The organism is Mycobacterium genavense ATCC 51234 (assembly GCF_000526915.1).
In the GTDB taxonomy this organism is placed as follows: Bacteria; Actinomycetota; Actinomycetes; order Mycobacteriales; family Mycobacteriaceae; genus Mycobacterium; species Mycobacterium genavense.
In genome coordinates this window covers 268,570-295,236 of the sequence record NZ_JAGZ01000004.1, presented here as the reverse complement: position 1 = coordinate 295,236, position 26,667 = coordinate 268,570, and the positions used below count along the sequence as shown (strand labels likewise).

The 26,667-nt window shown below is 68.0% G+C and carries 18 protein-coding genes and 6 pseudogenes; 11 read left to right on the top strand and 13 right to left on the bottom strand.

Annotated features, from left to right (window positions below; all coding sequences use genetic code 11):
• Positions 1–1,514: pseudogene (locus T428_RS27440) on the top strand (carotenoid oxygenase family protein).
• Positions 1,515–1,551: 37 nt separating this feature from the next.
• Positions 1,552–2,038 (top strand): annotated as a pseudogene (locus tag T428_RS27435) (VOC family protein).
• Between the two features lie 4 nt (positions 2,039–2,042).
• Here the strand turns inward: T428_RS27435 and T428_RS0111700 are convergent.
• The 5 genes and pseudogenes from T428_RS0111700 to T428_RS27420 form a co-directional block, all read right to left on the bottom strand.
• Positions 2,043–2,477 carry a hypothetical protein gene (locus T428_RS0111700; protein WP_025736631.1) on the bottom strand — a complete coding sequence of 145 codons (435 nt, stop codon included), beginning with the start codon at positions 2,475–2,477 and terminating at the stop codon, positions 2,043–2,045.
• Positions 2,478–2,597: 120 nt separating this feature from the next.
• Positions 2,598–3,071, bottom strand: a complete 474-nt coding sequence (locus tag T428_RS0111695; RefSeq protein ID WP_025736630.1) for a type II toxin-antitoxin system Rv0910 family toxin — start codon at positions 3,069–3,071, stop codon at positions 2,598–2,600.
• A gap of 3 nt (positions 3,072–3,074) precedes the next feature.
• Positions 3,075–3,260: an antitoxin gene (locus T428_RS27430; RefSeq protein ID WP_036467894.1), complete on the bottom strand. Its 186-nt coding sequence runs from the start codon at positions 3,258–3,260 to the stop codon at positions 3,075–3,077.
• A 101-nt stretch (positions 3,261–3,361) separates the two neighbouring features.
• Positions 3,362–5,726: pseudogene (locus T428_RS27425) on the bottom strand (cation-translocating P-type ATPase); the annotation flags it as partial.
• Positions 5,723–7,346: pseudogene (locus tag T428_RS27420) on the bottom strand (serine hydrolase). The pseudogenes T428_RS27425 and T428_RS27420, both read right to left, overlap by 4 nt.
• Between T428_RS27420 and mug the strand changes: the two are divergent.
• Positions 7,345–7,830: a G/U mismatch-specific DNA glycosylase gene (gene mug, locus T428_RS0111680; protein WP_025736629.1), complete on the top strand. Its 486-nt coding sequence runs from the start codon at positions 7,345–7,347 to the stop codon at positions 7,828–7,830. The pseudogene T428_RS27420 and the gene mug overlap by 2 nt on opposite strands.
• A gap of 16 nt (positions 7,831–7,846) precedes the next feature.
• Here the strand turns inward: mug and T428_RS0111675 are convergent, their stop codons facing one another.
• Together T428_RS0111675 and T428_RS0111670 are read right to left on the bottom strand one after the other, a co-directional pair.
• Entirely contained in the window at positions 7,847–8,962 is a 1,116-nt protein-coding gene (locus T428_RS0111675; protein WP_036467819.1) for an MBL fold metallo-hydrolase, read from the bottom strand.
• A 2-nt stretch (positions 8,963–8,964) separates the two neighbouring features.
• Positions 8,965–9,696, bottom strand: a complete 732-nt coding sequence (locus T428_RS0111670; protein ID WP_025736627.1) for an enoyl-CoA hydratase — start codon at positions 9,694–9,696, stop codon at positions 8,965–8,967.
• A 27-nt stretch (positions 9,697–9,723) separates the two neighbouring features.
• Here T428_RS0111670 and T428_RS0111665 point away from each other — a divergent pair, with 27 nt between their 5' ends.
• Entirely contained in the window at positions 9,724–11,208 is a 1,485-nt protein-coding gene (locus tag T428_RS0111665; RefSeq protein ID WP_025736626.1) for a carboxyl transferase domain-containing protein, read from the top strand.
• A gap of 33 nt (positions 11,209–11,241) precedes the next feature.
• Here T428_RS0111665 and T428_RS0111660 read toward each other — a convergent pair whose 3' ends face one another.
• Positions 11,242–13,371 carry an amylo-alpha-1,6-glucosidase gene (locus T428_RS0111660; RefSeq protein WP_025736625.1) on the bottom strand — a complete coding sequence of 710 codons (2,130 nt, stop codon included), beginning with the start codon at positions 13,369–13,371 and terminating at the stop codon, positions 11,242–11,244.
• Positions 13,368–14,558 (bottom strand): glycosyltransferase family 4 protein, encoded by a 1,191-nt coding sequence (locus tag T428_RS0111655; RefSeq protein ID WP_025736624.1) that lies wholly within the window; start codon positions 14,556–14,558, stop codon positions 13,368–13,370. Before T428_RS0111655 ends, T428_RS0111660 begins: the two co-directional genes overlap by 4 nt.
• A gap of 132 nt (positions 14,559–14,690) precedes the next feature.
• Between T428_RS0111655 and T428_RS0111650 the strand changes: the two genes are divergently transcribed.
• The 5 genes and pseudogenes from T428_RS0111650 (at position 14,691) to T428_RS27410 (ending at position 20,027) form a co-directional block, all read left to right on the top strand.
• The gene (locus T428_RS0111650; protein WP_025736623.1) at positions 14,691–15,941 is read left to right on the top strand and encodes an MFS transporter; all 1,251 of its coding nucleotides are present in this window, start codon (positions 14,691–14,693) and stop codon (positions 15,939–15,941) included.
• Positions 15,942–16,006: 65 nt separating this feature from the next.
• Entirely contained in the window at positions 16,007–16,717 is a 711-nt protein-coding gene (gene prrA / locus T428_RS0111645) for a two-component system response regulator PrrA (protein ID WP_025736622.1), read from the top strand.
• 23 nt (positions 16,718–16,740) lie between these two features.
• Entirely contained in the window at positions 16,741–18,081 is a 1,341-nt protein-coding gene (locus T428_RS0111640) for a sensor histidine kinase (RefSeq protein WP_025736621.1), read from the top strand.
• Positions 18,082–18,185: 104 nt separating this feature from the next.
• Positions 18,186–18,442 (top strand): annotated as a pseudogene (locus T428_RS27415) (DUF2630 family protein).
• A gap of 2 nt (positions 18,443–18,444) precedes the next feature.
• Positions 18,445–20,027 (top strand): annotated as a pseudogene (locus tag T428_RS27410) (phytoene desaturase family protein).
• On the opposite strand, the gene T428_RS0111625 reads toward T428_RS27410, so the two are convergent.
• Positions 20,028–21,320, bottom strand: coding sequence for a citrate synthase (locus tag T428_RS0111625; RefSeq protein WP_025736620.1), 1,293 nt, complete (start codon positions 21,318–21,320; stop codon positions 20,028–20,030).
• Between the two features lie 171 nt (positions 21,321–21,491).
• Positions 21,492–22,118 carry a pyridoxamine 5'-phosphate oxidase gene (pdxH, locus tag T428_RS0111620; RefSeq protein ID WP_036467888.1) on the bottom strand — a complete coding sequence of 209 codons (627 nt, stop codon included), beginning with the start codon at positions 22,116–22,118 and terminating at the stop codon, positions 21,492–21,494.
• 116 nt (positions 22,119–22,234) lie between these two features.
• Between pdxH and T428_RS0111615 the strand changes: the two genes are divergently transcribed.
• Together T428_RS0111615 and T428_RS0111610 are read left to right on the top strand one after the other, a co-directional pair.
• Entirely contained in the window at positions 22,235–23,356 is a 1,122-nt protein-coding gene (locus T428_RS0111615) for a citrate synthase 2 (RefSeq protein WP_025736617.1), read from the top strand.
• 125 nt (positions 23,357–23,481) lie between these two features.
• Positions 23,482–23,937 (top strand): VOC family protein, encoded by a 456-nt coding sequence (locus T428_RS0111610; RefSeq protein ID WP_025736616.1) that lies wholly within the window; start codon positions 23,482–23,484, stop codon positions 23,935–23,937.
• Here T428_RS0111610 and T428_RS0111605 read toward each other — a convergent pair.
• A complete protein-coding gene (locus T428_RS0111605; protein ID WP_025736615.1) occupies positions 23,934–25,616 on the bottom strand; it encodes an FAD-dependent oxidoreductase in 1,683 nt (560 codons plus the stop codon). The genes T428_RS0111610 and T428_RS0111605 overlap by 4 nt on opposite strands.
• 17 nt (positions 25,617–25,633) lie before the next feature.
• Positions 25,634–26,659, bottom strand: a complete 1,026-nt coding sequence (locus tag T428_RS0111600) for an AurF N-oxygenase family protein (protein WP_025736614.1) — start codon at positions 26,657–26,659, stop codon at positions 25,634–25,636.
• Positions 26,660–26,667: the final 8 nt, after the last annotated feature.

Genomic DNA, 26,667 nt, shown 5'->3' with positions numbered 1-26,667 from the left:
ATGGATGTCGAAATCGTCGACAAGTTTTTGTCGACCCTGCCCGAGGACGACGACCACCCGTACCGGACCGGCCCGTGGCGGCCCCAGACCACCGAGTGGGACGCCGACGACCTGGTCGCGGTGGAGGGGAAATCCCGGCCGACCTCGACGGCATCTACCTGCGCAACACCGAGAACCCGCTGCATCCAGCGTTCAAGACCTACCACCCGTTCGACGGCGACTGCATGGTGCACGTGGTCGGTTTCCGGGACGGAAAAGCCTTCTACCGCAACCGCTTTATCCGCACCGATGGCTTTCTGACCGAGAACGACGCCGGCGCGCCGCTGTGGCCGGGCCTGGCCGAACCGGTGCAATTGGCCCAGCGCGCGCAGGGCTGGGGCGCCCGCACGCGCATGAAGGACGCGTCGAGCACCGACGTCATCGTGCACCGCGGCATCGCGCTGACCAGCTTCTACCAGTGCGGCGATCTGTACCGGATCGACCCGTATTCGGCCAACACCCTGGGCAAGGAAACCTGGAACGGGCGCATCCCCCGAGACTGGGGCGTGTCCGCACATCCGAAGGCGGACAACAGGACCGGAGAGCTGCTGTTCTTCAGCTACAGCAAGCAGGATCCGTACCTGCGCTACGGCGTCGTCGACGAGGACAACGAGCTGGCCCACCATGTCGACATTCCGCTGCCCGGCCCGCGGTTGCCCCATGACATGGCGTTCACCGAAAACTACGCCATCCTCAACGATTTCCCGTTGTTCTGGGATCCGCGGCTGCTCGAACACGATGTGCATCTGCCCCGCTTCTACCCCGACATTCCGTCGCGCTTCGCGGTGATCCCGCGCCGCGGATCGACCGCCGACATAAAGTGGTTCGAGGCGGACCCGACGTTCGTACTGCACTTCACCAACGCCTACGAGGAGGGCGACGAGATCGTGCTGGATGGTTTCTTCGAAAGCAATCCCCAGCCACTCGATACCGGAGGAACGAAGTGGGACGACCTGTTTCGCTTCCTCGCGCTGGACCGCCTGCAGACTCGGCTGCACCGGTGGAGGTTCAACCTGGTCACCGGCGCGGTGCGGGAGCAGCGGCTGTCGGACTCGATCACCGAGTTCGGAACGATCAACCCTGAGCATGCGGGCGGCAGCTACCGCCACACGTATGCGGCCACCGGCAAGCCGGGCTGGTTCCTGTTCGACGGGCTAGTCAAACACGACCTGCTGACCGGGGGCCAGGAGCGCATCTAGTTCGGCGACGGCGTCTACGGCAGCGAGACCGCGATGGCGCCGCGGATGGGCGCCGCCGGTGAGGACGACGGCTACCTGGTCACGCTGACCACCGACATGAACACCGACGCCTCCTACTGCGTGGTGTTCGACGCTGCCCGCGTCGGCGACGAGCCGGTGTGCAAACTTGCACTACCGGAACGCATTTCGAGCGGCACACATTCGACGTGGGCACCCGGTGCCCAGTTGCGCCGCTGGCAGACGGCCGAGTCGGCAGCCGCCGCCGTGAGCCTTTGAACGTCCCACACCGGTACTCCGTCATCATAGGGTGGCCATGAACTCCGAGAGCTCCGAAAAGTCCCGCCGGACCACACACTGGCCCATGCGGATGGCCTCGATAGGCGCCATCCGCTTCGCTCGCAGATCGTCGAACTTCGAAGAGACGGTGCGGTTTTACCGTGGGCTGGTGGGTCTGCCGCTGTTCGAGACGTTCGAGGCCAGCTATAGCAGCAACGGCGCGATTTTCGGTCTGCCCAGCTGGAATCTAGATCGTTGAAGCCCCGGACGGCGACGTCGCGGTCGACCAGCACGAGCAGCTGTGCCTGTACTTTCCGGACGAGCCGTCGCAGCGGGCCGCGATCGCGCGCCTGCGGCAAGCAGGAGTCGAAGAGGTGCAGCAGCACCCATACTGGGCGGCGACGGGCGCGGTCACCTATCGCGACCCCGACGGCCGCGAGGTTGTGTTCGCGCCCTTTGTATTCGGAGTCAACGAGCCCGGCAACAGCTCGATTTCGGGTAAGCACGAGTTCCCGTCGGGCTGAGGGTTCACCGGCGGGAGCGGCCGCCGAGGACGGCAGCGGCCAGCGACGCTATCGAACACACGAGGGCGCCGACGGCGGCAACGCCGCCGACATAGAGCCCGTATTCCGCGGACACCGGCGGGTTGACGTTGAGGTGGTAGTACCACACCACCAATGCCATGATGAGCAGCGAAATCACCAGCGCGGCAATCGAAGCGATCCGCACCGACAGGCCGCGGGCCACCATCGCGCCGGCCACCAGCAATGCCGAGGACAGCAGCACGATGAGCTGGCCCGCGCCGAATCCCGGCGGAAGCTGCAGGCTGCCGTGTTTGCCGCCGATCGCGCTCGCCCAGCCGCCGCCCTCGACCGACGTCGTCAGCCATGGCATCCAGGCGCTGGCCGAAACGACCAGGGCAGACAACGCCACCAGCCATCCGGGGCGCAGGCGGCGGGTCATGGCTGCGACCTTAATAGGGCGCCGGATCGGCCGCCCGCGCGCCACGCGCGGGATGGGCACGGCGGTCCGGGGGTCCCGCCCCGCGGCCGTCCCAGGCGCGCAGCCGAACCGGCAGTTCGGTCAGCGACCGGCGCCACCATGGCCGTTGCGGCCCGGGTCGGGAGCGGTGAACACGGTGACGAATCTTTCCAGGGATTCGTTGATGTCGCTGCGCAGTGCGGCGGCCACGATCATGCCGATCGGCCCGAACAGCGCGGGGCCACCGAGGTGCACGTCGAAGCTGACCACCGATCCGTCGTCCTTCGGCTTGACCTTCGCGATCAGCTTGACCTTGACGCCGCCGACGCCGTCACCGTTGAGCGTCATGGCCTCCGGCGGCTTGTAATGCACGATCGTCCACTTGATGCGGTTGAGCATGCCCTTGACTTCGACGATCGATTCGATGACCGTGCCTTTTTGCAGGTCGTCGGGCAGCTTGCTGCGCCACACCCGGTGGATGCTCAGCCAGTCCTGGTAGCGGGACAGGTCGGAGGCGTGCGTCCAGGCCTGCTCCGGTGACAGGGGTACGTCGATGGATCCGGAAAGTTTCGCCATGCGCTAGTTCTGGTCGTCCTGAGCCAGCGACCCGGCGGCCTTCTTGGCCTCGTCGGCCACCTTGTGGATGGTGTCGGCGTACTTGCCCTGGGTCTTGTCGTCGACGAACTCGCCGGCCTTGTCGATCGCGGTCTCGACCTTGTCGGCGTTCTGCGCCAACAGGTCCTTTGCCTTATCCAGGAGTCCCATTTGCTTTCCCTTCCCCGCGCATCCCCGGGGCCGCCGGGGATCCTTCTTTGCTGGTAAACCCTAATGGCCGCCTGCCAGCGCTGCCCAGCGCCCTGGTCGGCCCGCCACCACTGCGGCTCGATGCCCAGCAATCTGGCCCGGATCCACCATGTCGCCTCGATCACCACCGCGCCCAGCGCCCCGAGGCCCAGCGCGGTGGACGTCACGGCCAGATTGGACGGGTCGAGCAGAAACTTCTCCCGCGCCAGCGGGATGCTGAAGATTGCGACATATGCCACGCCGCAGGCGGCGACCATCGCGATCCGCCACCACTGGTAGGGACGCGCCACCACGGCCAGCACCCACAGCGCGGTCATCAGCAGCGTGATCAGCGCGGCGGTCGACGCCTGGTCCTGTTCGGCGAAGCTGGCATGACGGCCCCGGTAGGCCACCAGGTACGAGACGAACGTCGCGGTGCCGACCACCAATCCGGACGGCAGCGCCGAGGTCAGCACGCGCCGGACGAAGCCGCGGTGGGCACGCTCGTTGTTGGGGGCCAGCGACAGGACGAATGACGGGATGCCGATGGTGAACCACGCGGCGATCGTGACGTGGATCGGCTGAAACGGGTAAAGCAGCGGATCGGCCCCCAGCGGTTTCGACAACAGACATTCGACACCCACGAACAGCGCCAGCAGTACCGAGTACACCGTTTTCGTGAGGAACAGGTTGGCGACTCGTTCGATGTTGCCGATCACCCGCCGGCCCTCGCCCACGACGTAAGGCAGCGTCGCGAACTTGTTATCCAGCAACACAATCTGGGCCACCGCCCGCGACGCGGGGCTACCGGCGCCCATCGCCACGCCGATGTCGGCATCCTTGAACGCGAGCACGTCGTTGACACCGTCGCCGGTCATCGCCACGGTGTGCCCGTGCGCTTGTAGCGCGTGCACGATGGCTCGCTTCTGCGCGGGCCGCACCCGGCCGAAGGTGGTGTAGCTGTCCAGTGTCGGCCAATTCGCCGGGTCCCGTGGGCAGTCGGCGGGCGTCCATCGCCTCGCCGTGCAAGCCGAGCTTGGCCGCCACGGCGCCCACCGACACCGGGTTGTCCCCGGAAATCACCTTCACCGAAACACTTTGGGCGGCAAAGTATTCCACTGTCTTTCGGGCGTCCGGCCGTACCTTCTGCTCCAGCACCACCAGTGCGACCGGCTCGACCTGCCCCGGGGCGTTCGGATGATCCACGGCGACGTCGGCGGCGCCGAGTAGTAGCACCCGCAAACCCCGGGCACCGATGCGTTCGGCCTGCGCCGCGACGGGCGAAGCGGGGTCGAGCAGCACGTCCGGCGCACCGATCACCCAGTTGCCATGGTCCTGGTAGGACACGCCGCTCCATTTGGTGGCCGACTTGAAAGGCGCTGTGGCCGTGACGATCCAGCCGGGCGGCCGGTCGAACGCGTCGGCGATCGCCCGAATGCTGGCGTTGGGACGAGGGTCGGCCGCGGTCAGCGCGGCCAGCGCCTCGGGTATGGCCCGTGGACCGGACAGTTCGACGACATCGGAAACCCGCATGCCGCTTTCGGTCAGGGTGCCCGTCTTGTCGGCGCACACCACGTCGACGCGGGCCAGCCCCTCGCTCGCAAGCAATTCCTGTACCAGGCAGGAACGCTGCCCGAGCCTGATGACGCCGACCGCGAACGCGATCGACGTCATCAGCACCAGCCCCTCGGGCACCATCGGCACCAGCGCACCGACGGTCCGCAGCACGGCGTGGCGCCAATCCGCATGGACGGTGGTGAACAGCTGCGTGTAGATCGTCAACAGGCCCGCCGGCACCCGCAGGTAGGTGATGAACTGCAAGATCCGGTTGATGCCGTTGCGCAGTTCGGATTTCACCAAGGTGAACTTGCTGGCCTCCTCGGCGAGTTTGGCGGCATAGGCCGCCGGTCCGACCTTGGTGGCACAGTAGGCGCCGGTACCGGCGACGACGAAACTCCCCGACATCACCGTGTCGCCGGTGTGCTTGTCGATCGGGTCCTCCTCACCGGTCAGCAGCGATTCGTCGACCTCCAGATCCTGCTCCTCGAGGACCTCGCCGTCGACGACGATCTGATCGCCGGGTCCGAGCTCGATGACGTCGTCGAGCACCACCTCGCTGGGCGGCAGCGTTGTGGTACCGGATTTCCTGCGCACCAATGGTTTTGCCTGGCCGATGATCGCGAGGGCGTCCAGCGTCTGTTTGGCGCGGATCCCCTGAATCATCCCGATGACGCTGTTGGCGATGATCTGCAGGCCGAACAGCCCGTTGATGAGCGAGCCGGTCGCGAGCACGACAGCCAGCAGCACGCCCAGGATCGCATTGATCCGAATGAAAACGTTGGCGCGCACAATGTCCGCGATACTGCGGCCCGCCCGGGCGGCAACCGCGTTGCTGTTACCCTCGGCTACCCGCTGCGCCACCTCGGCGTCGGTTAGCCCGTGATTCATCGGGTGAACGTTCCGAGCTTGTCGGTGTCGAAGTACTCCAGGTTCAGCGTGTTACCGGCGAACACGGCCTTGGAAATCGTTCCGGGCGGCGCATTTTCGTCGGTGATCGAGAACGTGAAGGTATCGCCGTCCCAGTGCGTGAGGCCGAACGTCTGATTCTTGGGCCCCAGCGCCAACTGAAGTCGCCCGTTATCTTCGGTAACGACGGCCGGACCCCAGTAGTCGCTGGCGTAGACACCCAGGTAGTCGGTGAGCGGCCGGGCCGGCGCGGCGTTGGCAGGCGGCTGCTTGCCGACCAGCGCACCCCCCGCGTTGTTCATCCAACCTACCGCATGGTTGTACAGAGCCGGCCAATCCTCCCGAATTTCGCCGTACTGCACCAGATCCATGAATTGCGCGGTCAGCGCCTCCGGAATGCCGTACGGCGCACCGTTGGTCAGCGCAATAATGCCGACGTCCTGGGATGGCATCACCACGAAGTTGGTCGCCGCGCCCGACGCGAAGGCCCTGGAGTGGCTGTACTCTGTGCGCCCCGACGAGGTCACCGAGGCGTTGAAACCGTGACCGTAGTTGCCGGTCCGGGCTTTCGGCGACGACGCAGGCATCGAAACGACCTGTGGCGTGATCGCGGGCAGCAGCGCTTCCGGCGAGGTGATCTGCTTACCGTCGTAGGTTCCGTTGGCCATCACCATCGTCAGCCACCGCGCCATGTCGTTGATCGACGAACTCACACCGCCGGCGGGCGCCTGCGCATCGGGGTCGCGCTGAAAGCGTGGCTCCCACTTGTCGCCGACTTCGACGTGCAGCACCGCCCGGTTGGGCCTGGCCAGGTAGTCGGCGTATTTCGAGCTCGTCGACGCCATACCCAGCGGGCGGTAGAGCACCTCGTCGGACAAGTCCTCCCACGATTTTCCCGCGGCGGCCGCCACCGCCGCGGCGGCTGCCGTCAAACCAAAGTTGGTGTAGGCGTAGCTGCTTCGAAAAGGCGCCAACGGCAAATACTTAAGCCGCTGCAATACCTGCCGACGGTCGTACCCGAGATCCTCCAGCTTGTCGCCGGCGTGGTCGGGCAGCCCGGAGCGGTGCGAGTACAGGTCGGCGACGGTCACGTGGCCGGTGACGTAGGGATCCGACAATGCAAACCACGGCAGCTTGGACACCACCGGCGTGTTCTAGCTGACGGCGTTGGTGGACACTTGGTGTGCCACCACGGTCGCGCCGACCGATTTCGACACCGATGCCAACTGAAAGACGGTGTCCGCGTCGACCTTGTTACCCGGGCTGTCACCCTTGGTCGCGTCCTTCACACCGAAACCCTTGGCGTACACAGTCTTTCCGCCGCGCACAATGGCTACGGACACGCCCGGGACTCCGGTGTCGCGCATCAGGTCTTTGACCAGGCCGTCGACCTTCGCGATGGCAGCATCGATGCGCCCGGACGGGATGGTTTAGGCCCGACACTTCGTTGGGGGGCGCCTCAGACAACGGCGACAGCGGGCTCTATATGGGATGGCCGCAGCCACATCCGATTAGTGCCAGCAACATCGCGACAGCGGCGCGGGCCGCGCGTTCGTCATGCCCGCAGACTCTAGCGTGCTTGGCCGATGGGAGTATTTCCATGATGCATTATGAATCGGACATCCTGGCCCCGGGTCTCGACATCGTCTTCTGCGGCATGAACCCGGCGACGACCGCTGCGAACGACGGACACAATTTCTCGAATCGCAGCAATCGGTTTTGGTCCGTCTTGCAGCTGGCCGGATTCACCGACATCCGGCTGCGGCCGGACGAGGAGCGCCGATTGCTCGACTACGGCTGCGGCATCACCGCGGTCGTCAGCCGACCGACCCGCCGGGCCAGCGACGTCTCGACCGCAGAGTTCCGCAGCGCCCGGCCCGAGTTCGAGGCCAAGATGCGTCGCTACGCGCCGCGAGCGATCGGTTTTTTCGGCAAGCGGGCCCTGGCGGCGATGACCGGCGCACCGAAGATCGGCTGGGGTCCCTACCCGCCCGGGTTTGCCGGCACCACGGCATGGGTGCTGCCCAACCCCAGCGGACTCAACAGAGGATTCACACTCGACGACCTGGCCCGCTCCTACACCTAATTACGTTGTGCGATAACTAAAGACGCCACCACGGGTTGAACCGCAGCGGCCCGGACGGATCAAGTCGCTGACCGGGTGCGGGAACCGCCACCGCTGCGTCGGCGGCTTCGGCGGCCACCAGCATCCGCTCGACCGGCTCTTCCCACGGGTGCGGCGCCAGCCGGAAGGTGCCCCAGTGGATGGGCACCAACAGCCCGGCCCCGCCGGGTGTGAGGTCCAGGTGCGCCCGGACCGCCTCCTCGGGGTTCATGTGAATGTCCGGCCACCCCGGGTTGTAGGCGCCGATCGGCAACAGCGTCAGGTCGAACGGCCCGTGCTCGGCGCCGATCTGCTCGAAGCTCTTCGTGTAGCCGGTATCCCCGCCGAAATACGCGCGGTGACTGGGACCGACGATCCCCCAGGACGCCCACAACGTAGTGTTGCGCTCGAAGAACCGGCCCGAAAAGTGCCGTGCCGGAAGGCAAATCAGTCTCAGCTCGTCGACGTGGCCGCTTTCGTTCCAGTCGAGTTCGACGATGCGCTGCCCCGGGATGCCCCACGCGCGCAGGTGCGCACCCACGCCGAGCGGGACGAAGAACGGCGCCCGCTGAGTGCGCGCCAGCGCCAGCACGGTGTCGATGTCGAGGTGGTCGTAGTGGTCATGGCTGATCACCACCGCGTCGATGGCCGGCAGCGCCTCGAGCTGCACCGGCGGCGGATGCAAACGCTCGGGTCCGATCACGTCCGACGGGGAACAACGTCGGCTCCACACCGGATCGGTCAGCACCCGGTAGCCGTCGATTTCCAGCAGCGCGGTGGAGTGGCCCAGCCAGCTGACGGCCAACCGCGCCGGGTCGGCGTCGAACGTGCCCGGGGCACCCAGCGGGATCGGTGCCGTGGGGCGGCTGCGGCCGCGTCCCCCCACGAATTCCCACGCGATCAGCGCCAGCTGCTCACGGTCCAGGTTGGCATTGGAGGCGGGGTCAAGGTTGACGAAGACACCGTCGGAGAAATTGGGCGAGTGCTGCGTCACGGCGCGGATCGACGACGGGTCGGCGCCGAGGGCGGCCGGCGCCCCGTGCAGCGCGTGCAACACCCACCCGCCGGCGGCGAGCGTGACCGTACCGGCGGCCAGGCGAAGCGCTGCGGGCACCGTCAGGCCCCCTGGAACCTCGGCGGCCGCTTCTCCACCCGGGCGACCTGCGCCTCGATGACGTCCTGGCTTGCCCAGGCCTTGTCGAACAATTCCTTGTGCACCGGCCAGGCCTCCTCGATCGCACCGTCGTCGTTGAGTACCCGCTTGGCGTGCTGGATCGCCAGCGGCGCCAGCCCGGCGATCTCGGCGCCCCAGGCCTGGGCGTCTTCCAGCGTCCCGATCCGGTTGGCCATCCCCGTCTGCAGCGCCGCCTCGGCGGTCAACTTCTCCGCCGCCAGCAGCATCGCGCGGGCGCGGCCGTAGCCGACCAGCGACGACAGCCGCCGGATGCTCCAGTTGTCCAGGGCCAGACCGTATTTCGAGGTGGGGAATTGGAAGAACGCTTCCGGGGCCACCACCCGCAGATCACACTGCATGGCCAGTTGCAGTCCCGCGCCGATGGCCGGGCCGTTGATGGCGCCGATCACCGGCATCGGTGCGGCGTCCAGCGCCTTGTGCAGCTCGATGAGCCGGTCGGGGTAGTCGGCGGCGAACGCTTCGCCGCTCAGGTCCGCGCCGGCGCAGAACACCGTGCCCTGGCCGGTCAGCACGATCGCGCGGGTGACTCCATCACCGGCCTTCAGCACCGCCTCCCGCAGCTCGTCGACGAGCTCGGAGTTCAGGGCGTTGCGGCGCTCGGGACGCTGCAACTCGATGGTCATTACGGCTTCGACCTGCGTGATACCGATCATGGGCGCCAGCCTATATAGCCTGTGCGCGTGAGTCGCATCACGACCGAACAACTGCAGGACGCGGTGCTCGACGAAGGCTCGTTCGTGAGCTGGGACAGCACCCCGTTACAGATACCGATCAGCGACACCTACGCGCGCGAGCTCGCCGAGGCCCGCTCGGCCACCGGCCGCGACGAAGCGGTGCTCACCGGTGAGGGGCGGATACACGGGCGCCGGGTGGCGATCGTGGTGTGCGAGTTCGGCTTCCTGGGCGGGTCGATCGGGGTGGCGGCGGCCGAGCGGATCACCACCGCGGTGCAGCGCGCCACGGCCGAACGGCTCCCGCTGCTGGCCTCGCCGAGCTCCGGCGGCACCCGCATGCAAGAGGGCACCGTCGCGTTCCTGCAGATGGTGAAGATCGCCGCGGCCGTCCGACTGCACAAGCGGGCGCACCTGCCCTACCTCGTCTACCTGCGCAACCCGACCACCGGCGGGGTGTTCGCGTCGTGGGGCTCGCTGGGCCACATCACCGTCGCCGAGCCGCGCGCGCTGATCGGGTTCCTCGGGCCACGCGTCTACCAGCAGCTCTACGGCGAACCGTTCCCGCCGGGCATCCAAACCGCGGAGAACCTGCAGCGGCACGGCGTGATCGACGGTGTCGTCGAAATCGACGAGCTGCGCCGGACGGTGGATCGCGCGCTGACGGTCATCGCCGACGCGCCAGGGCCGCTGCCCGCCGCACCGCCCGGCGAATCGATACCCGATGTGCCGGCCTGGGATTCGGTGCTGGCGTCGCGGCGGCCGGACCGGCCGGGCGTCCGGCACCTGCTGCGCCACGGAGCCACCGACCTGGTGCTGCTGTCGGGTACCGGCAGCGGGGAGGCGGCGACCACCCTGTTGGCGCTGGCCCGCTTCGCCGGCCAGCCCGCGGTGGTCCTCGGCCAGCAGCGCCTCACCGGTGGACTGGTCGGCCCCGCCTCGTTGGCCGAAGCCCGCCGCGGCATGGCGCTGGCCGCCGAACTGCGGCTGCCGCTGGTGCTGGTGATCGACACCGCCGGCCCCGCACTGTCGGCCGAAGCCGAGCAGGGCGGACTGGCCGGCCAGATCGCCCAATGCGTGGCCGAACTGGTGACACTGGACACCCCGACGGTGTCGGTGCTGCTGGGCCAGGGCAGCGGCGGGCCGGCGCTGGCGATGGTCCCCGCCGACCGGGTGCTGGCCGCGCTGCACGGCTGGCTGGCCCCGCTGCCACCCGAGGGCGCCAGCGCCATCGTCTTCCGCGACACCGTGCATGCCCCCGAACTCGCTGCGGCCCATGGTATTCGGTCGCTCGATCTGATGAAGTCCGGAATCGTGGACGCCATCGTGCCCGAGCATCCCGACGCCGCCGACGAGCCGATCGATTTCTCGCAGCGACTGTCCGGGGCGATTGCCGCGGAGGTGCACGCGCTGCGCGACATCCCCGGCGACGAGCGGATGGCCGCGCGACTGCGGCGCTATCGCAACATCGGATTGACGCCGGAGACTGTTTGACAGTGCTTGCGGGACAACATCTTCACGCTGCCGTTAACGGCCGACCTCGGCGGGCGTCAGCAGCTGCCAGTCGTCGGACAGGCCGCGCGTCTTGGCCGTCTCGCCCTCGGCTTCCAGGTGCACGGTGCTGGAGCCCAAGCGCAAATTGGTCAACGTGATCCGGCCCCACTCGACCGGCAGCCGCGGCGAGATCGACAGGATACGGTGCGGCACGTGCGGGTCGAGCCCCAGGATCGACCGCAACAGCAGCAGCGGGGCGGCGCTGGCCCACGCCTGCGGCGAGCAGGAAGTGGGATAGGGCACCGGCGCGGCGAACTGCGTACGGGGGAAACCGCAGAACAACTCGGGCAGGCGCCCGCCGAAAGCCATTGCGGCATCGAGGAGTTCGTTCGCCAGCCGTTGCGCCAGCTGCACCGCCCCGGGCACGTGGCCATAGCGCAGCAAGCCAACCACCGCGATGGCGGTGTCGTGCGGCCACACCGAGCCGTTGTGGTAGCTCATCGGATTGTACGCCCCCATGCCGGTGGCCAGCGTGCGCAGCCCGAAACCGGAGTCCATCTCCGGACCGGACAACCGCTCCACGATCGCCGCGGCATGTTCGTCGGTCGCAATTCCGGTCCACAGGCAATGGCCGACATTGCTCGTCAACGCGTCCACCGGGCGCTTTTGTCCGTCTAATGCGACCGCGTAGCAACCCTTCTCGGGTATCCAGAACTTCTCAATGAACCGGTCCCGCAGCAGCTGGGCCCGCTCGCGCAGCCGCGCCGCGCGGCCGGAATCGCCCAGCCCCTCGGCGAGTTCAGCCCGCGCCAGCAGGGCGGCGTACACGTAGCCCTGCACTTCGCACAGCGCGATCGGCGGCTCGGCGAGGCGGCCGGTGGCGTCGTTGATGCCGTCGAAGCTGTCCTTCCAGCCCTGGTTGATCAGCCCCCGGTCGGTGGCGCGCTGGTATTCGACGAAGCAGTCGCCGTCCCGGTCGCCGTACTCTTCCGTCCAGGCCAGCGCGGCGTCGGCCGCGGGCAGCAGCGCCCGGATGACCGCCTCGTCGGCGCCCCACCGCCAGCATTCCGCGAGCAGCATGACGAACAGCGGCGTCGCATCGGCCGTCCCGTAATAGACGCCGCCGCCCAGCACGTCGGCACTGTCCGGGCCGTGCCTGAGCTCGTGCATGATGCGGCCGGGCTGTTCCTCGGTGACGGCGTCGACGCGCCGGCCCTGCAGCGCGACCAGCCGTTGCAGGGTGCCGATCGAAAGGCCGACGTCCAGGGGGAGGGCCATCCAGGCGGTCAGCAGGCTGTCCCGGCCGAACAACGTCATGAACCAGGGCGCGCCCGCCGCGACATACGACCGGCGACCGTCGGCGTCGTGAATCAGCAACGCGCCCAAGTCGCTTTCGGTTTGGCTGAGCACCCGGGCCAGCGCGGTGTGGTCGGTATCGACGGTGGTCGCACTGTCACGCCAGGCCTCGATCTTGCGGGCCGGTGCGCTTTTTCGGGCGGTCTCGCCGCGCGGGGCGCGGGTCCAGACCTTGTGGTCCGCCCACGTCGGCTGCACCGTGATCTCGGTCTGCCAGCGCCCCCCGGGCGGCACCACCACCCGCCAGTTCAGCGACCCGGGCACCACCACCGGGTCACCGGTGGCCGATACCGTCAGCCCGCGCAGCCGGTCGCCCCGGCCCCGCAGCACGAGTTCGGATCCGGCCACCGTCTTCTCGGCCCCGCCGACCGGTACCCGTCCCTCCTTGACCGCAAACAGGTCCGCGAAGTCCGCGTCGGCGTGCAGCTCGAGGGACACGACGGTGCTTTCCTTGTCCATGTTCTGCAGCCAGATCGTTTCCCGCAGCCCGTCGGTCACCAGCCGTTCGCGCACCACCAGCAGCGTGCTGTCCGGCCCCGAACGCGGCGGCCGGCGCAGGATGAACTGCGCGGCAAACGCTTCGGTCGATTCCACCGACAGCGCGTCGGCGGTTTCACCGTCGACCCGCAGCTCCCACCGCGACAGGACCCGCGCGTCGCGGAAAAACAATCCGTGGGACCTGCCGGCCAGCACGTTCCCGTAGCGGTCGGACAGGCAGAATGTCGCGCCGTCGACCAGGGTCACCGTGTCGCCACCCGAGCCGATCTTGACCGGCGAGGTGCTGTTGAAGGGTGTCGGACCCGTCACACGGCGGCCTTGTGGACGAACTCATGGGCTCGCCTGCCTGGCCCGAAGGACTCGACCACCGCCTTGCCCCGGCCGCCGCGGTAGGCGTCGGCCGCGCGGCCCAGGACGCCACGGTAGATCTGCTCGTACGCCGAACCGAACTGTGCCACATCGAAATTGGCGGCGACGTGTCGCCGGCACGCATGCGGATCCAACGCTTGCGCCCGGTCGATCGCGGCGGGCAGCTCGGCGGCGTCCTCGCACACGACGCCCGTCACACCGTCGACGATTACTTCCGGTACGGCCCCGCCGCGCAACGCGACGACCGGTGTGCCGCAGGCCATCGCTTCGATCATCACGATCCCGAACGGCTCCTCCCACCCGATGGGGAACAGCAGACAGCGGGCGCGCGACAACAACTTTCGCTTGCTGACCGCGTCGGCCTCGCCGAACACGTGGTCGCTGTCGGTCAGCAGCGGGCGCACGCACTCCTCGAAGTATTCCTTCTCGGCAGGCTCGCTGCATTTGCCGGCGAGCACCAGCGGGATCCCGGCCTCGTGCGCCGCCCGCACCGCCAGATGAGCGCCCTTGTACGGCGCGTAGCGGCCCAGGAACAGCGCGTAATTGTGCTTCTCGGTCTCGAACGGCCATTCGTCGATCCGCAGCGCATTGTGCACGCTGCCAACCCAATTCAGATCGGGGGCCAGCTCTTTCTGCCGGTCGCTGATCGCCACCAGCCCGACATCGCCGCTGAGCTCCCGGTAGTACGGGTACAGATCGTCGTCGATGGGCCCGTGCACCGTGACCACGGTCGGCACCCGTAGCGCGTGATAGGCCGGGGCGTTGATGGGTCCGGCGAAGGTGTGGTCGTGCACGATGTCGACACCGTCGGTTGCGGCGATCCGGGTGACCGCGCTGCGGACTTTCAACGCGTGCATGACTTCCGGATACGGCTGGCCCAGCCGGTCGGGCAGGGTGCGATCCCACAGCGGGACGAAGTCGGCCGCCGTGCCCGGCTTGCCGGCGCCGAGCAGCGTAACGTGATGACCGCGGGCTACCAGCGTGTCGGCCAGGTCGGCGACAACCGCCTCGACACCGCCGTAGCCGCTGGGCGGAACGTCGAAATACGGCGGCGCGACCAGCACGATCCGGATCGGGCGGTGGGAATCCGCCGGGGTGGTCGGTAAGACGAAATCGGCAGCGCGCATTGACGTTCTCCTCCTCACAGCTTCACCACACGCGTTAGCAATCTCATCCGCTGAGTGCTAATTATCGCCGATGTCGGCCCGTCCGCAAACGCCGAGGTGCGCTGCGCCACTGCGGTTTCGCCACAATGAGGCATGCGTTCTCAAGACACGACGGCGGTTTCCCGGCGCGACCGGGTCGCGCTGCAGGCGCTGAATTTCTTCATGGCGGATATGGAAGCCGGCATGGGTCCGTTTCTCGGCGTGTTGCTCGCCGGGCGCGGCTGGACCACCGGTACCATCGGCGCGGTCATCACCCTGGGTGCGATCGTCGGCATGATCACCGTCGGTCCGGCCGGTGCACTGGTCGACGCCACCTCCCGTAAACGGACCTGCGTCATCGTGGTCGGCCTCGGCGCCGTCGCGGCCTCGGCGGTCATCCTGACCTCCGGGCACTTCTGGGTCGTCGCCGCCGCGCAGTCCCTGATGTGCATCTCGGGGGCCACCATCGCTCCGGCCGTCATCGGCATCACCCTCGGCCTGGTGGGACAGGTCGGCTTCAACGCCCAGAACGGGCGAAACCAGGCCTACAACCACACCGGCAACATGGTCGGCGCCGCCGCGTCCGGGCTGGTCGGCTGGATCTTCGGGTATGCCGGCGTGTTCTGGCTGGCCGTGGGATTCGCCGGACTGTCCATCCTGTCCGTCCTGGCAATCCCCGCCGGCCGGATCAACGACCACGTCGCGCGCGGCGAGGCGGCCGCGGGCGCGGGCACCCCGATCTCGAAGATGCGCGTGATGCTCGAATCCAAACCACTGCTGACCCTGGCCGCCGCCCTGGTGCTGTTCCACCTCGGCAACGCGGCAATGCTGCCGCTGTACGGGCTGGCGGTGGTCGCCACCCACACCAACCCGTTCATCACGGTGGCCGAGACGGTCGTCGTCGCGCAGGGCGTGATGATCGTCGCATCGCTGGCGGCCATGCGGATCGCCCAGACCCGCGGTTACTGGCTGGCCATCCTGATCGCGTTCAGCGCGCTGCCGGTGCGCGGGCTGCTCGCCGCGGGCGTCATCACCAGCTGGGGTGTCATCCCGGTGCAGGTGCTCGACGGCGTCGGGGCGGGCATGTTGTCGGTGGCGGTACCGGGCCTGGTGGCACGGATCCTCGACGGCACCGGCCACATCAATGTCGGCCAGGGCGCCATCATGGCGGCACAAGGTCTCGGCGGCGCGCTCAGCCCGGTCCTGGGCGGAGTGGTCGCGCAGCATCTCGGCTACCCGGTCGCCTTCCTGATGCTCGGGGGCCTGTCCGTGGGATCGCTGATCATCTGGCTCAGGTTCGCCGACACGCTGCGCAGGGTCGATACCGGCGCCGCCCGGCTTCCCGCGATCGCCGACACCGCCTGAGCGCGCCGTCCTGGGCGGCCTCCCGCAGCCGACGCCAAGAATCCGGCAAAATGGAATCCGGCAAAATGGGCGGCATGGACTCTGGTCTCAGCTCACCTCGGGTCTTGGTCGTCGACGACGACTCCGATGTGCTCGCCTCACTGGAACGCGGGCTGCGGCTGTCCGGGTTCGAGGTGTCGACCGCCGTCGACGGCGCGGAAGCCTTGCGCAGCGCCACCGAGACCCGGCCGGACGCGATCGTGCTCGACATCAACATGCCGGTGCTGGACGGCGTCAGCGTCGTCACCGCCCTGCGCGCGATGGACAACGACGTGCCGGTCTGTGTGCTCTCGGCACGCAGCTCGGTCGACGACCGCGTCGCCGGCCTGGAGGCCGGTGCCGACGACTACCTCGTCAAACCGTTCGTGCTGGCCGAGCTGGTCGCACGGGTCAAGGCGCTGCTGCGCCGCCGTGGCGCCACCGCGACGTCCTCCTCGGAAACCATCAACGTGGGTCCGCTGGAGGTCGATATTCCCGGCCGCAGGGCCCGGGTCAACGGCGTCGACGTCGACCTGACCAAGCGCGAGTTCGACCTGCTGGCGGTGCTGGCCGAGCACAAGACCGCGGTGCTGTCCCGCGCGCAGCTGCTGGAGCTGGTGTGGGGCTATGACTTCGCCGCCGACACCAACGTCGTCGACGTCTTCATCGGGTACCTGCGGCGCAAGCTGGAGGCCAACGGCGGTCCCAGGTTGCTGCACACCGTCCGCGGCGTGGGGTTCGTGCTGCGGATGCAGTAATGACGCGGTAGGCCAGCACAGCCATGAATTTCCTGTCGCGAATCTTGGCCCGTACGCCCTCGCTGCGGACTCGGGTGGTGCTCGCGACAGCCATCGGTGCCGCGATTCCGGTCCTGATCGTCGGGGCCGTCGTCTGGGTCGGCATCACCAATGACCGCAAGGAGCGGCTGGACCGCCGGCTCGACGAGGCTGCCGGTTTCGCGATCCCGTTCCTGCCGCGCGGCCTCGACGAGATCCCGCGCTCGCCCAACGACCGTGACGCGATCATGACGATGCGGCGCGGCGACCTGGTGACGTCGAACTCCGATGTGACGCTGCCCCGCTCCGACGTCGACTACACCGACACCTACATCAACGGCGTGCGCTACCGGGTGCGCACGGTGGAGATTCCGGGGCCGGAGCCGGCCTCGCTTGCCGTCGGCGCGACCTATGACGCCACGCTGGCCGAGACCAACAACCTCCATCGCAGGGTGTTGCTCATCTGTGGGTTTGCCATCTTCGCGTCGACGGTGTTCGCCTGGCTGCTGGCCTCTTTCGCGGTGCGCCCGTTCAAACAGCTTGCGCAGCAGACCCGATTGATCGACGCCGGCGACGAGGCGCCGCAGGTCGAGGTGCACGGTGCCACCGAGGCCGTCGAGATCGCCGAGGCCATGCGGGGCATGCTGCAACGCATCTGGGACGAGCAGAACCGCACCAAGGAGGCGCTGTCGTCGGCGCGTGACTTCGCCGCGGTGTCCTCTCACGAACTGCGCACACCCCTGACCGCGATGCGCACCAACCTCGAGGTGTTGTCGACCCTCGATCTGCCCGACGACCAGCGCAAGGAGGTGCTCGGCGACGTCATTCGCACGCAGTCCCGGATCGAGGCCACGCTGAGCGCGCTGGAGCGACTGGCGCAGGGCGAACTGTCCACCTCCGACGATCACGTGCCCGTCGACATCACCGAACTGCTGGACCGCGCCGCCCACGACGCCACCAGGGTCTACCCGGACTTGGATGTTTCGCTGGTGCCGTCGCCCACCTGCATCATCGTGGGGATGCCGGCCGGGCTGCGCCTCGCGGTCGACAACGCGATCGCCAACGCCGTCAAACACGGCGGCGCCACCCGGGTTCAGCTGTCGGCGGTCAGCTCCCGGGACGGAGTGGAAATCGCCGTCGACGACAACGGCAGTGGCGTGCCCGAAGGCGAGCGCGAGGTGGTGTTCGAGCGGTTCTCCCGCGGGTCGACGGCCTCACACTCCGGATCCGGCTTGGGGCTGGCCCTGGTGGCCCAGCAGGCGCATCTGCACGGCGGGACGGCATCGCTGCAAGACAGCCCGCTGGGCGGTGCGCGGTTGCTGCTGCGCCTGCCCGCCCCGAGCTAAACCCGGTGCGGTCGAGCGTCGACTTGTCGGGCGAAATCACGTGAAGTTGGCCCAACAACTCCACGTTCGGCGGCGGGGTTGGTTTCGTCGGGCACACTAGAGCAATGGGCAGTAGACCGACCGACAGCGAGACCCTCGAGCACATCCGCACCCTGGTCGCCGAGGAGAAAAAGCTGCGGGCCCAGCTGCAGCATCGCGACATCTCCGAGTCCGAGGACACGAACGGCTCCGCCGGGTCGAGGTCGAGCTCGACCAGTGCTGGGACCTGCTGCGCCAGCGGCGCGCACTGCGCGAAACCGGTGGTGATCCGCGGGAGGCCGCGGTGCGCCCCGGCGACCAGGTCGAGGGCTACCTGGGCTAGACATGTCCCTCGGTGACGCGCCGGATGCCGACCCGGATTCCGACGTCGTCGTCGTGGGTGGCGGCCACAACGGCCTGGTGGCGGCGGGCTACCTGGCCCGCGCCGGCCTCAGGGTGCGGGTGCTCGAGCGGTTGGAGCACATCGGCGGGGCCGCCGTTTCGGCGCAGGCGTTCGACGGCGTCGAGGTCCGGGTGTCGCGGTACTCGTACCTGGTCAGCCTGCTGCCACCACGCATCGTCGCGGACCTGGGCGCCGAGGTACGACTGGCCGGTCGACGGTTCTCGTCGTACACCCCCCAGCCGGCGACGGGCGGGCGCAGCGGCCTGCTGGTCGGATCGCCGGATTCCTTCCGCGCCGTCGGCGGTGCCGACGACGAGCGCGATTTCGCCGAGTTCTATCGGCGTACCCGCCTAGTGACCGACCCGCTGTGGCCGACGCTGACCCAACCACTGCGCACCTGCGAGCAGGCCCGCCGCCACGTCATCGACGCCGGCGAGCCGGATGCGGCCGCAGCGTGGCGGGCGATCGTGGACGAACCGATCGGGCACGCGATCGCCGCCGCGGTGCGCGACGACCTGGTCCGCGGTGTGATCGCCACCGACGCGCTGATCGGCACGTTCGCGCGTCTGGACGAGGCGTCGCTGCGCCAGAACATCTGCTTCCTGTACCACGTGCTCGGCGGAGACTGGGACGTCCCGATCGGCGGGATGGGCGCGGTAACGGCTACCCTGGCCGCCGCCGCTGTCCGTCATGGCGCCGAAATAGTCACGGGCGCAGAGGTTTACGCGGTGGACCCGACGGGCGAGGTGCGCTACCGGCACGACGGCGACGAGCGTGTCAGCCGGGGCCGGTTCGTGTTGTCCGGGGTAACGCCAACGGTTTTGGCTCGCCTGCTCGGTGACCGACCGCCGGCCCCGGACCAGGGTTCACAGTTCAAGGTCAACATGGTGCTGCGGCGCCTGCCCCGATTGCGCGACGACACCGTCACCCCGAACAGGCATTCGCCGGCACATTTCACGTCAACGAGACGTGGAGTCAACTGGACAGCGCGTATGCGCGGGCGACCGCCGGAGCGGTGCCGGATCCGCTGCCGTGCGAGGCGTATTGCCACTCGTTGGCCGACCCGAGCATCCTGTCCAGCGAACTGCGCGACGCCGGCGCGCACACGATGACCGTGTTCGGCCTGCACACCCCGCATTCGCTGTTCGACGGCAACTACTCCGGCGCACTGCGTGACCGGCTGACCGAGTCGGTGCTGGCGTCGCTGAATTCCGTTCTGGCCGAACCGATTCAGGACGTCCTGATGGCCGACGCACACGGCCGGCCGTGCATCGAGACGACCACCACGCTAGACCTGCACCGCAATCTGGCGATGACGGCCGGCAACATCTTCCACGGCGCCCTGTCTTGGCCGTTCGCCGACGACGACGATCCGCTGGACACCCCGGCCCGTCGATGGGGTGTGGCCACCGCCCACGAACGAATCATGTTGTGCGGCTCGGGTGCTCGCCGCGGTGGTGCGGTGTCGGGCATCGGCGGCCACAACGCCGCGATGGCGGTGCTGGCCTCGCTGGGCTCGAGCTGACTAGCGCCCGTCGATGGGTGCGTAGTCGCGCTCGGTGTAGCCGGTGTAGATCTGGCGCGGACGGCCGATCTTGCTGTCGCCCTCGTCGTGCATCTCCCGCCAGTGCGCGATCCAGCCGGGCAGCCGGCCCAACGCGAACAGCACGGTGAACATCCGGACCGGGAACCCGAGGGCCCGGTAGATCAGCCCGGTGTAGAAGTCGACGTTCGGGTACAGCTTGCGCTCGATGAAGTAGTCGTCGGTCAGCGCGGCCTCTTCGAGCTGCTTGGCGATGTCCAGCAGCGAGTCACCGCCGAACTTGGCCAGGATCTTGTCGGCCTGCTCCTTGACGATCCGGGCCCGCGGATCGTAGTTCTTGTAGACCCGGTGGCCGAAGCCCATCAGCTTGACGCCCTCTTCGCGGTTCTTCACCTTGCGGACGAATTCGCCTACGTCGTCGCCGCTTTGGCGGATCTGCTCGAGCATCTCCAGCACGGCCTGGTTGGCACCGCCGTGCAGCGGCCCCCACAGCGCGTTGATGCCACCCGAGATCGAGGTGAACAGGTTGGCCTGCGACGACCCGACCAGCCGAACCGTCGACGTCGAGCAGTTCTGCTCATGGTCGGCGTGCAGGATCAGCAGCATGTCCAGCGCCCGTACCACCTCGGGGTCGGCGTGGTACGGCTCGGCGGGCAACCCGAACGTCATCCGCAGGAAGTTCTCCACCAGCGACATGGAGTTGTCCGGGTAGAGGAACGGCTGTCCGACCGACTTCTTGTAGGCGTAGGCCGCGATCGTCGGAAGCTTGGCCAGCAACCGGATCGTCGACAGCTCGACGTCCTCGTTGTCGCCGGGGTCGGGGGAATCCGGGTAGTACGCGGACAGCGCGTTGACGGCGCTGGACAGCACCGGCATCGGGTGCGCGTTGCGCGGGAAGCCGTCGAAGAACCGCTTGAGGTCCTCGTGCAGCATCGTGTGCAGCTGGATGCGCTTGGTGAAGTCGGCCAGCTGGTCGCTGGTGGGCAGCTCGCCGTAGATCAGCAAGTACGAGACCTCGATGAAGGTCGACTTCTCCGCGAGCTGATCGATCGGGTAGCCGCGGTAGCGCAGGATGCCGGCGTCGCCGTCGATGTAGGTGATCGCGCTCTTGCACGCGGAGGTGTTGACGAAGCCGTTGTCGAACGTCGTGTAGCCGGTCTTGGACAACAGCGGGCCAAGGGCAATCCCGTCGGCGCCTTCGGTGGCGTTGACGATCTGCAGGTCGATCTCACCGCCTGGGTACTTCAGAGTTGCGGTGTCGTCGGTGTCGGCCACGAGAACCCCTTTGCGCTCTGGCTGGTATGGCTGCGCCTTGGCTAGGTGCGTACAGCTGAAGGTAGTCGTTATCGCGGCGACGCGCCTGCCCGGGGTCTGCTCTGCGGCCCTGACGGCTTTCTTTGGGGTAAACCCCGCCTTATCGTGCGGTGTTAGGCCGCATGGGTGTGATCAGGGCTGCAGGCGTTCGACGCGACCGCCGACGACGCGAATGCGGTTATGCAGGCGGTTTTCCCGCCCCTGCCAGAACTCCACCACCTCGGGCGCGATCAGGTATCCGCCCCAGTTCGACGGCACCGGGATGCGTTCGGAATCGGCGAAGCGGGCGGTCACCTCGGCCGCCTGATCGAGCAGCGCCGCACGGGATGCGATCGGCTGCGACTGCTGCGACGCCCACGCGCCCAGCTGTGAGCCGCGCGGCCGCTTCGACCAGTAGTCCTCGGTCGCCTGCGGGTCCACCTTGGTCACCGCGCCCCGGACGTGGACCTGGCGCCCCAGCAGGTACCAGGGAAAGGTCGCCGACGCATACGGCGTCTCGGCCAACTCGATGCCCTTGGCCGAGTCGTAATTGGTGAAAAAGGTGATTCCAGTCTCATCGACGCCCTTGCACAGCACCGAGCGGCTCGCGGGCCTGCCGTCCGCGACCGTCGCCAGCACCATCGCGTTCGGCTCGGAGGCCCCGAAACGTTCGGCGTCGTCGATCCACTTCCGCAGCAACGCCAGCCACCCGTCGTCGAGCCAGGACACGTCCAGGTCCGAGCTGGCGTCGCGCTCCACCGACCCGTACTCCACGCGCATTCGCTGCAGGTGATCTTTGTCGGTTGCGAAGTCTGGTCCGGCCACCGGGATCACGCTACCGGTGGTAGCTACCAGCCGGTAGCGTCGGCAGGAAGCCGAGGTGCAAGAATTTTCCTATGTCTGTGGTCCCGGAAAACTTTGTCCCCGGTCTCGAGGGCGTCGTCGCCTTCACCACCGAGATCGCCGAGCCGGATAAAGACGGCGGCGCGCTGCGCTATCGCGGCGTCGACATCCAAGACCTGGTGAATCAGCAGGTGACATTCGGCGATGTGTGGGCCCTGCTGGTCGACGGTAGGTTCGGCCACGGTTTGCCTCCCGCCGAGCCGTTCCCGCTGCCGATTCACACCGGCGACGTTCGCGTCGACGTGCAGGCGGGCCTGGCGATGCTGGCACCGATCTGGGGCTACCAGCCGCTGCTCGACACCGACGAGGCCGTCGCCCGTGACCAGTTGGCCCGCGCGTCGGTGATGGCGCTGTCCTATGTCGCGCAGTCCGCGCGCGGCATCTACCAGCCGGCCGTGCCGCAGCGGGTTATCGATGAATGCCAAACGGTCACAGCACGTTTCATGACCCGCTGGCAGGGCGAGCCCGACCCGAGGCACGTCGAAGCCATCGACGCCTACTGGGTGTCGGCCGCCGAGCACGGCATGAACGCCTCGACCTTCACCGCGCGGGTGATCGCGTCCACCGGCGCCGACGTCGCCGCGGCGCTGTCCGGCGCGATCGGGGCGATGAGCGGCCCGCTGCACGGTGGGGCGCCGGCGCGGGTGCTGCCGATGATCGAAGAGGTGGAGCGCAACGGCGACGCGCGCGGACTGGTCAAGAAGATCCTGGACAGCGGCGACAAGCTGATGGGATTCGGGCACCGCGTCTACCGCGCCGAAGACCCGCGGGCCCGAGTGCTGCGCGCCACCGCCGAGCGACTCAAAGCGCCGCGCCACGAGGTCGCGGTCGCCCTGGAGCAGGCCGCGCTGGCCGAGCTGCGCGAGCGTCGTCCGGACCGGGCGATCGAGACCAACGTCGAATTCTGGGCCGCGGTCATCCTGGACTTCGCGGAGGTGCCGGCCAACATGATGGCGGCGATGTTCACCTGCGGGCGCACCGCGGGCTGGTGTGCACACATTCTCGAGCAGAAGCGGCTCGGCAAGCTGGTGCGCCCATCGGCCATCTACGTGGGTCCCGGGCCGCGCAGCCCGGAGTCCGTCGAGGGCTGGGACCGGGTCCTCACCCACGCGTAACCCGCTTGTCGGTGACCGGCGTTTGAATGGGTCTCGCCGATGAATTCGAGTCGCGGAGGCAGTCAATAACTCGTGAGCCGGTCCCGCCCGGGGCCGGCCGCGAAACCGACAGCAAGGAGACCACAATGGCGATCAAAATCGAACCCGCAGTTTCTCCGCACCTCGTAGTGGACGACGCCGCCGCAGCGATCGACTTCTACGTCAAGGCTTTTGGCGCCGAGGAGATCGGACGTGTGCCGCGGCCGGACGGCAAGCTGGTCCACGCCGCGCTGCGCATCAACGGTTTCCTGGTCATGCTCAACGACGACTTCCCCGAAATGTGTGGCGGGAAGTCGATGACCCCGACGTCGCTGGGCGGCACGCCGGTGACCATCCACCTCACCGTGACCGACGTCGACGCCAGGTTCCAGCAGGCGTTGGACGCGGGCGCCACCGTGGTCACTCCGCTGGACGACCAGTTCTGGGGCGACCGCTACGGCGTGCTCGCCGACCCGTTCGGCCACCACTGGTCGCTGGGTCAGCCGGTGCGCGAGGTCAGCATGCAGGAGCTGCAGGCGGCGATGGCCGGGCAGAGCAGCTAGCCGAGCAGGCGTGCCAGCAGCCGGCGTTTCGGCGCCTTGGGTGCCGTCGCCGCGGCCGCGAGCATGTCGGCGACGTCGGTGAACTTCTCGCGCGGGCGGCCATCGTCGATGCCCCGCGCGATCTCGGCGGCATCGATGGCGGCCCATCCCGCGGCGTCGACAACGTCGGGTTGGCGGGCGCGCACCAACTGCTGCAGGCCGTCGGGCGTGCTCACCGGGTCGGTCAGCCTGCCGACGTTGTAGTCGGCGACCAGGGCCTGGACGGTTTGGAACGAACACGACTTGTTGGTGCCGATGAATCCCGTCGGGCCACGCTTGATCCACCCCGCGACGTAGGCCCCGGTCACCGGCCGGCCGGAGTCGGGGTCGACGACGCGGCCGCCGTCGTTCGGGACGATCGACGCCGACTCGTCGAACGGGAGGTCGCGAATCGGCTTGCCGCGGTAGCCAATTGACGTCAGCACCAAACCCGCGTCGATGCGGTGCAGCTCTTCGGTGCCGGTGACCGTGAACTCCACGGCGCCGGCACGCTGCTCGCCCAGCACACGCGCGGGCGTGAGCCGATAGGCCAGTCGGATGCGCGGGCGAGCGCCGGCAACCGACGCGTCGCCGAGCTTGCTCAGAATTTCAAGCTTGTTGCGGGTCAACGTATCCGAGGTGGCGGCGAGATCGCGTGCCATCAGCTCGTGGTCGTCGGCGTCGAGCACGACGTCGGATGCGCCGGTCAGCCCGATCAATTCGGGCAGGGTGAACGCCGAGTGGGCCGGGCCACGCCGCGCGGCGATCACCACCTCGCGGACCGCCGAGTTGCGCAGCACCTCCAGCGCGCGGTCGGAAATGTCGGTGCGGGCCAAGTCCTGCGAGTCGGCCGTGAGCACCCGCGCGACGTCGAGCGCGACGTTGCCGTTGCCGATGATCACCACCCGCTCGTGGCCGAGATCGACCGGCAGATCGACGAAGTCGGGATGCCCGTTGATCCACGCGACGAGCTCGGTGGCGGTACCGGTGCCCGGCAGGCCCATGCCGTCGATGTCGAGGCGACGGTCGTGGGGCGCACCCACCGCGTACAGCACGGCGTGGTGGTGGGCCAGCAGCTCGGCATGGCTCAGATGCTTGCCGACCTCGACGTTGAGGTAGAAGCGGAAGTGGCGATGCCGCGACACCCGGTCGAACAGCCGGGTCACCTTCTTGGTGTTCTGGTGATCCGGCGCGACCCCGGCGCGCACCAAACCGTAAGGTGTGGGCAGCTTTTCGAAGACGTTGACCCGCACGCCATGCTGGGTGAGCAGTTCGTCGGCGGCATACATCGCCGCCGGCCCGGACCCGACGATCGCCACGGTCAGCGGCCGGCGGCGGGCATGCACCTGCGCGGCCGGGATCACCGGTGCCAGCTTCGACGTCGGCGGCAGTTTCACGCCGGCGGGTCGCTCCGGGTAGAACGACGCGTTGATCTCGACGAACGGCAGCTGCTGGCTCTCCAGCCGATTGTCGGGCGCGATCGCACCCACCGGGCAGGCGCTCACGCAGGCACCGCAGTCCACGCAGGCGACCGGATCGATGTAGAGCATCTCGGTCGTCGCGAAGCCCGGCTCGTCGGGCGTCGGGTGAATGCAGTTCACCGGACAGGCGAAGACGCAGGACCCGTCGTTACAGCACGACTGGGTAATAACGTGCGGCATAACCGAACTCGCGGGCCTCAGGCGGCCGGAACGGCGGCCAGGTGCTGACGCTGCGGCTCACTGCGGTAGCGCGACGGCTTGCCGTCGATCTTGCAGATCCGCCACATCAGCCGCGCGGAGCGATTTTCCATCAGGCCGGTGTCGTAAGCCAGCATCCGCACGTCGCCGAACATGTCGGACAGCCACTTGCGCGATTCCGGCGACCGGAAGAACAGTTCCTTCTTGACCTCGCGCGGGATGTCGAACTGGCGCCAGAAAGACTTGGGCGGCACCACAATTGCCCGGCACAACAGCCTCATGGTCAGCGGTAGATACAGCGCGGTCCAGAACCGCTGCCGCCTGGTCAGCTCCGGCAAGCGCTTACGTAGGAACTCATGCGCGAACGAGATGTGGCGGGCTTCCTCGGCCACGTGAATCGCCATCACCCGCTCCATGATCGGATGCAGCGACTTGCCTTCGCGCAGAACATTTTTCTGCGTGTGATCGATGGGCTCCTCGCCGGCCAGCACACCGATGAAGAACGCCACCGGCAACGGCCCGGCCACCAGCGGCACCGCCGGCGAGAGCCACTTGAGCAGCCGCGGCATGCCCGGCACGTCGGCGCCGATGTGGTTGACCATCTCCTGGAACATCATCGTGTGGTTGCACTCTTCGACTGACTCGTGCAGGCAATACCGGTACTCCGGCGAACCGTTGGGCACCCAGAACGTGTAGTTCATCAGACCGCGGATCAGGATCGACTCGAAGTGCAGGCCGACCTTGGCCACGTTCGCCTGGCGCCACATGCCGATCTCGATCTGACGCTCTTGCGACTGCGCCTGATACCAGGGGTGGCGGCCCAACGGGTCGGTCGCCGGGAGAATCCACCGCGGGTCGTTCTCGGTGACGGCGAACTCCGGTGAGTCCCAATCGATGTCGGTGTACGGGTTGAAATGCCGCCGCACCGACCCCTCAGACAGTGTGGCGAGCATCTTCACGTACTCGGCGTCGTCGCGCACTTCCATCTTCTTGCGCCACCGCCGGACTATCCGTGTCCTAGCCATATCCAAGC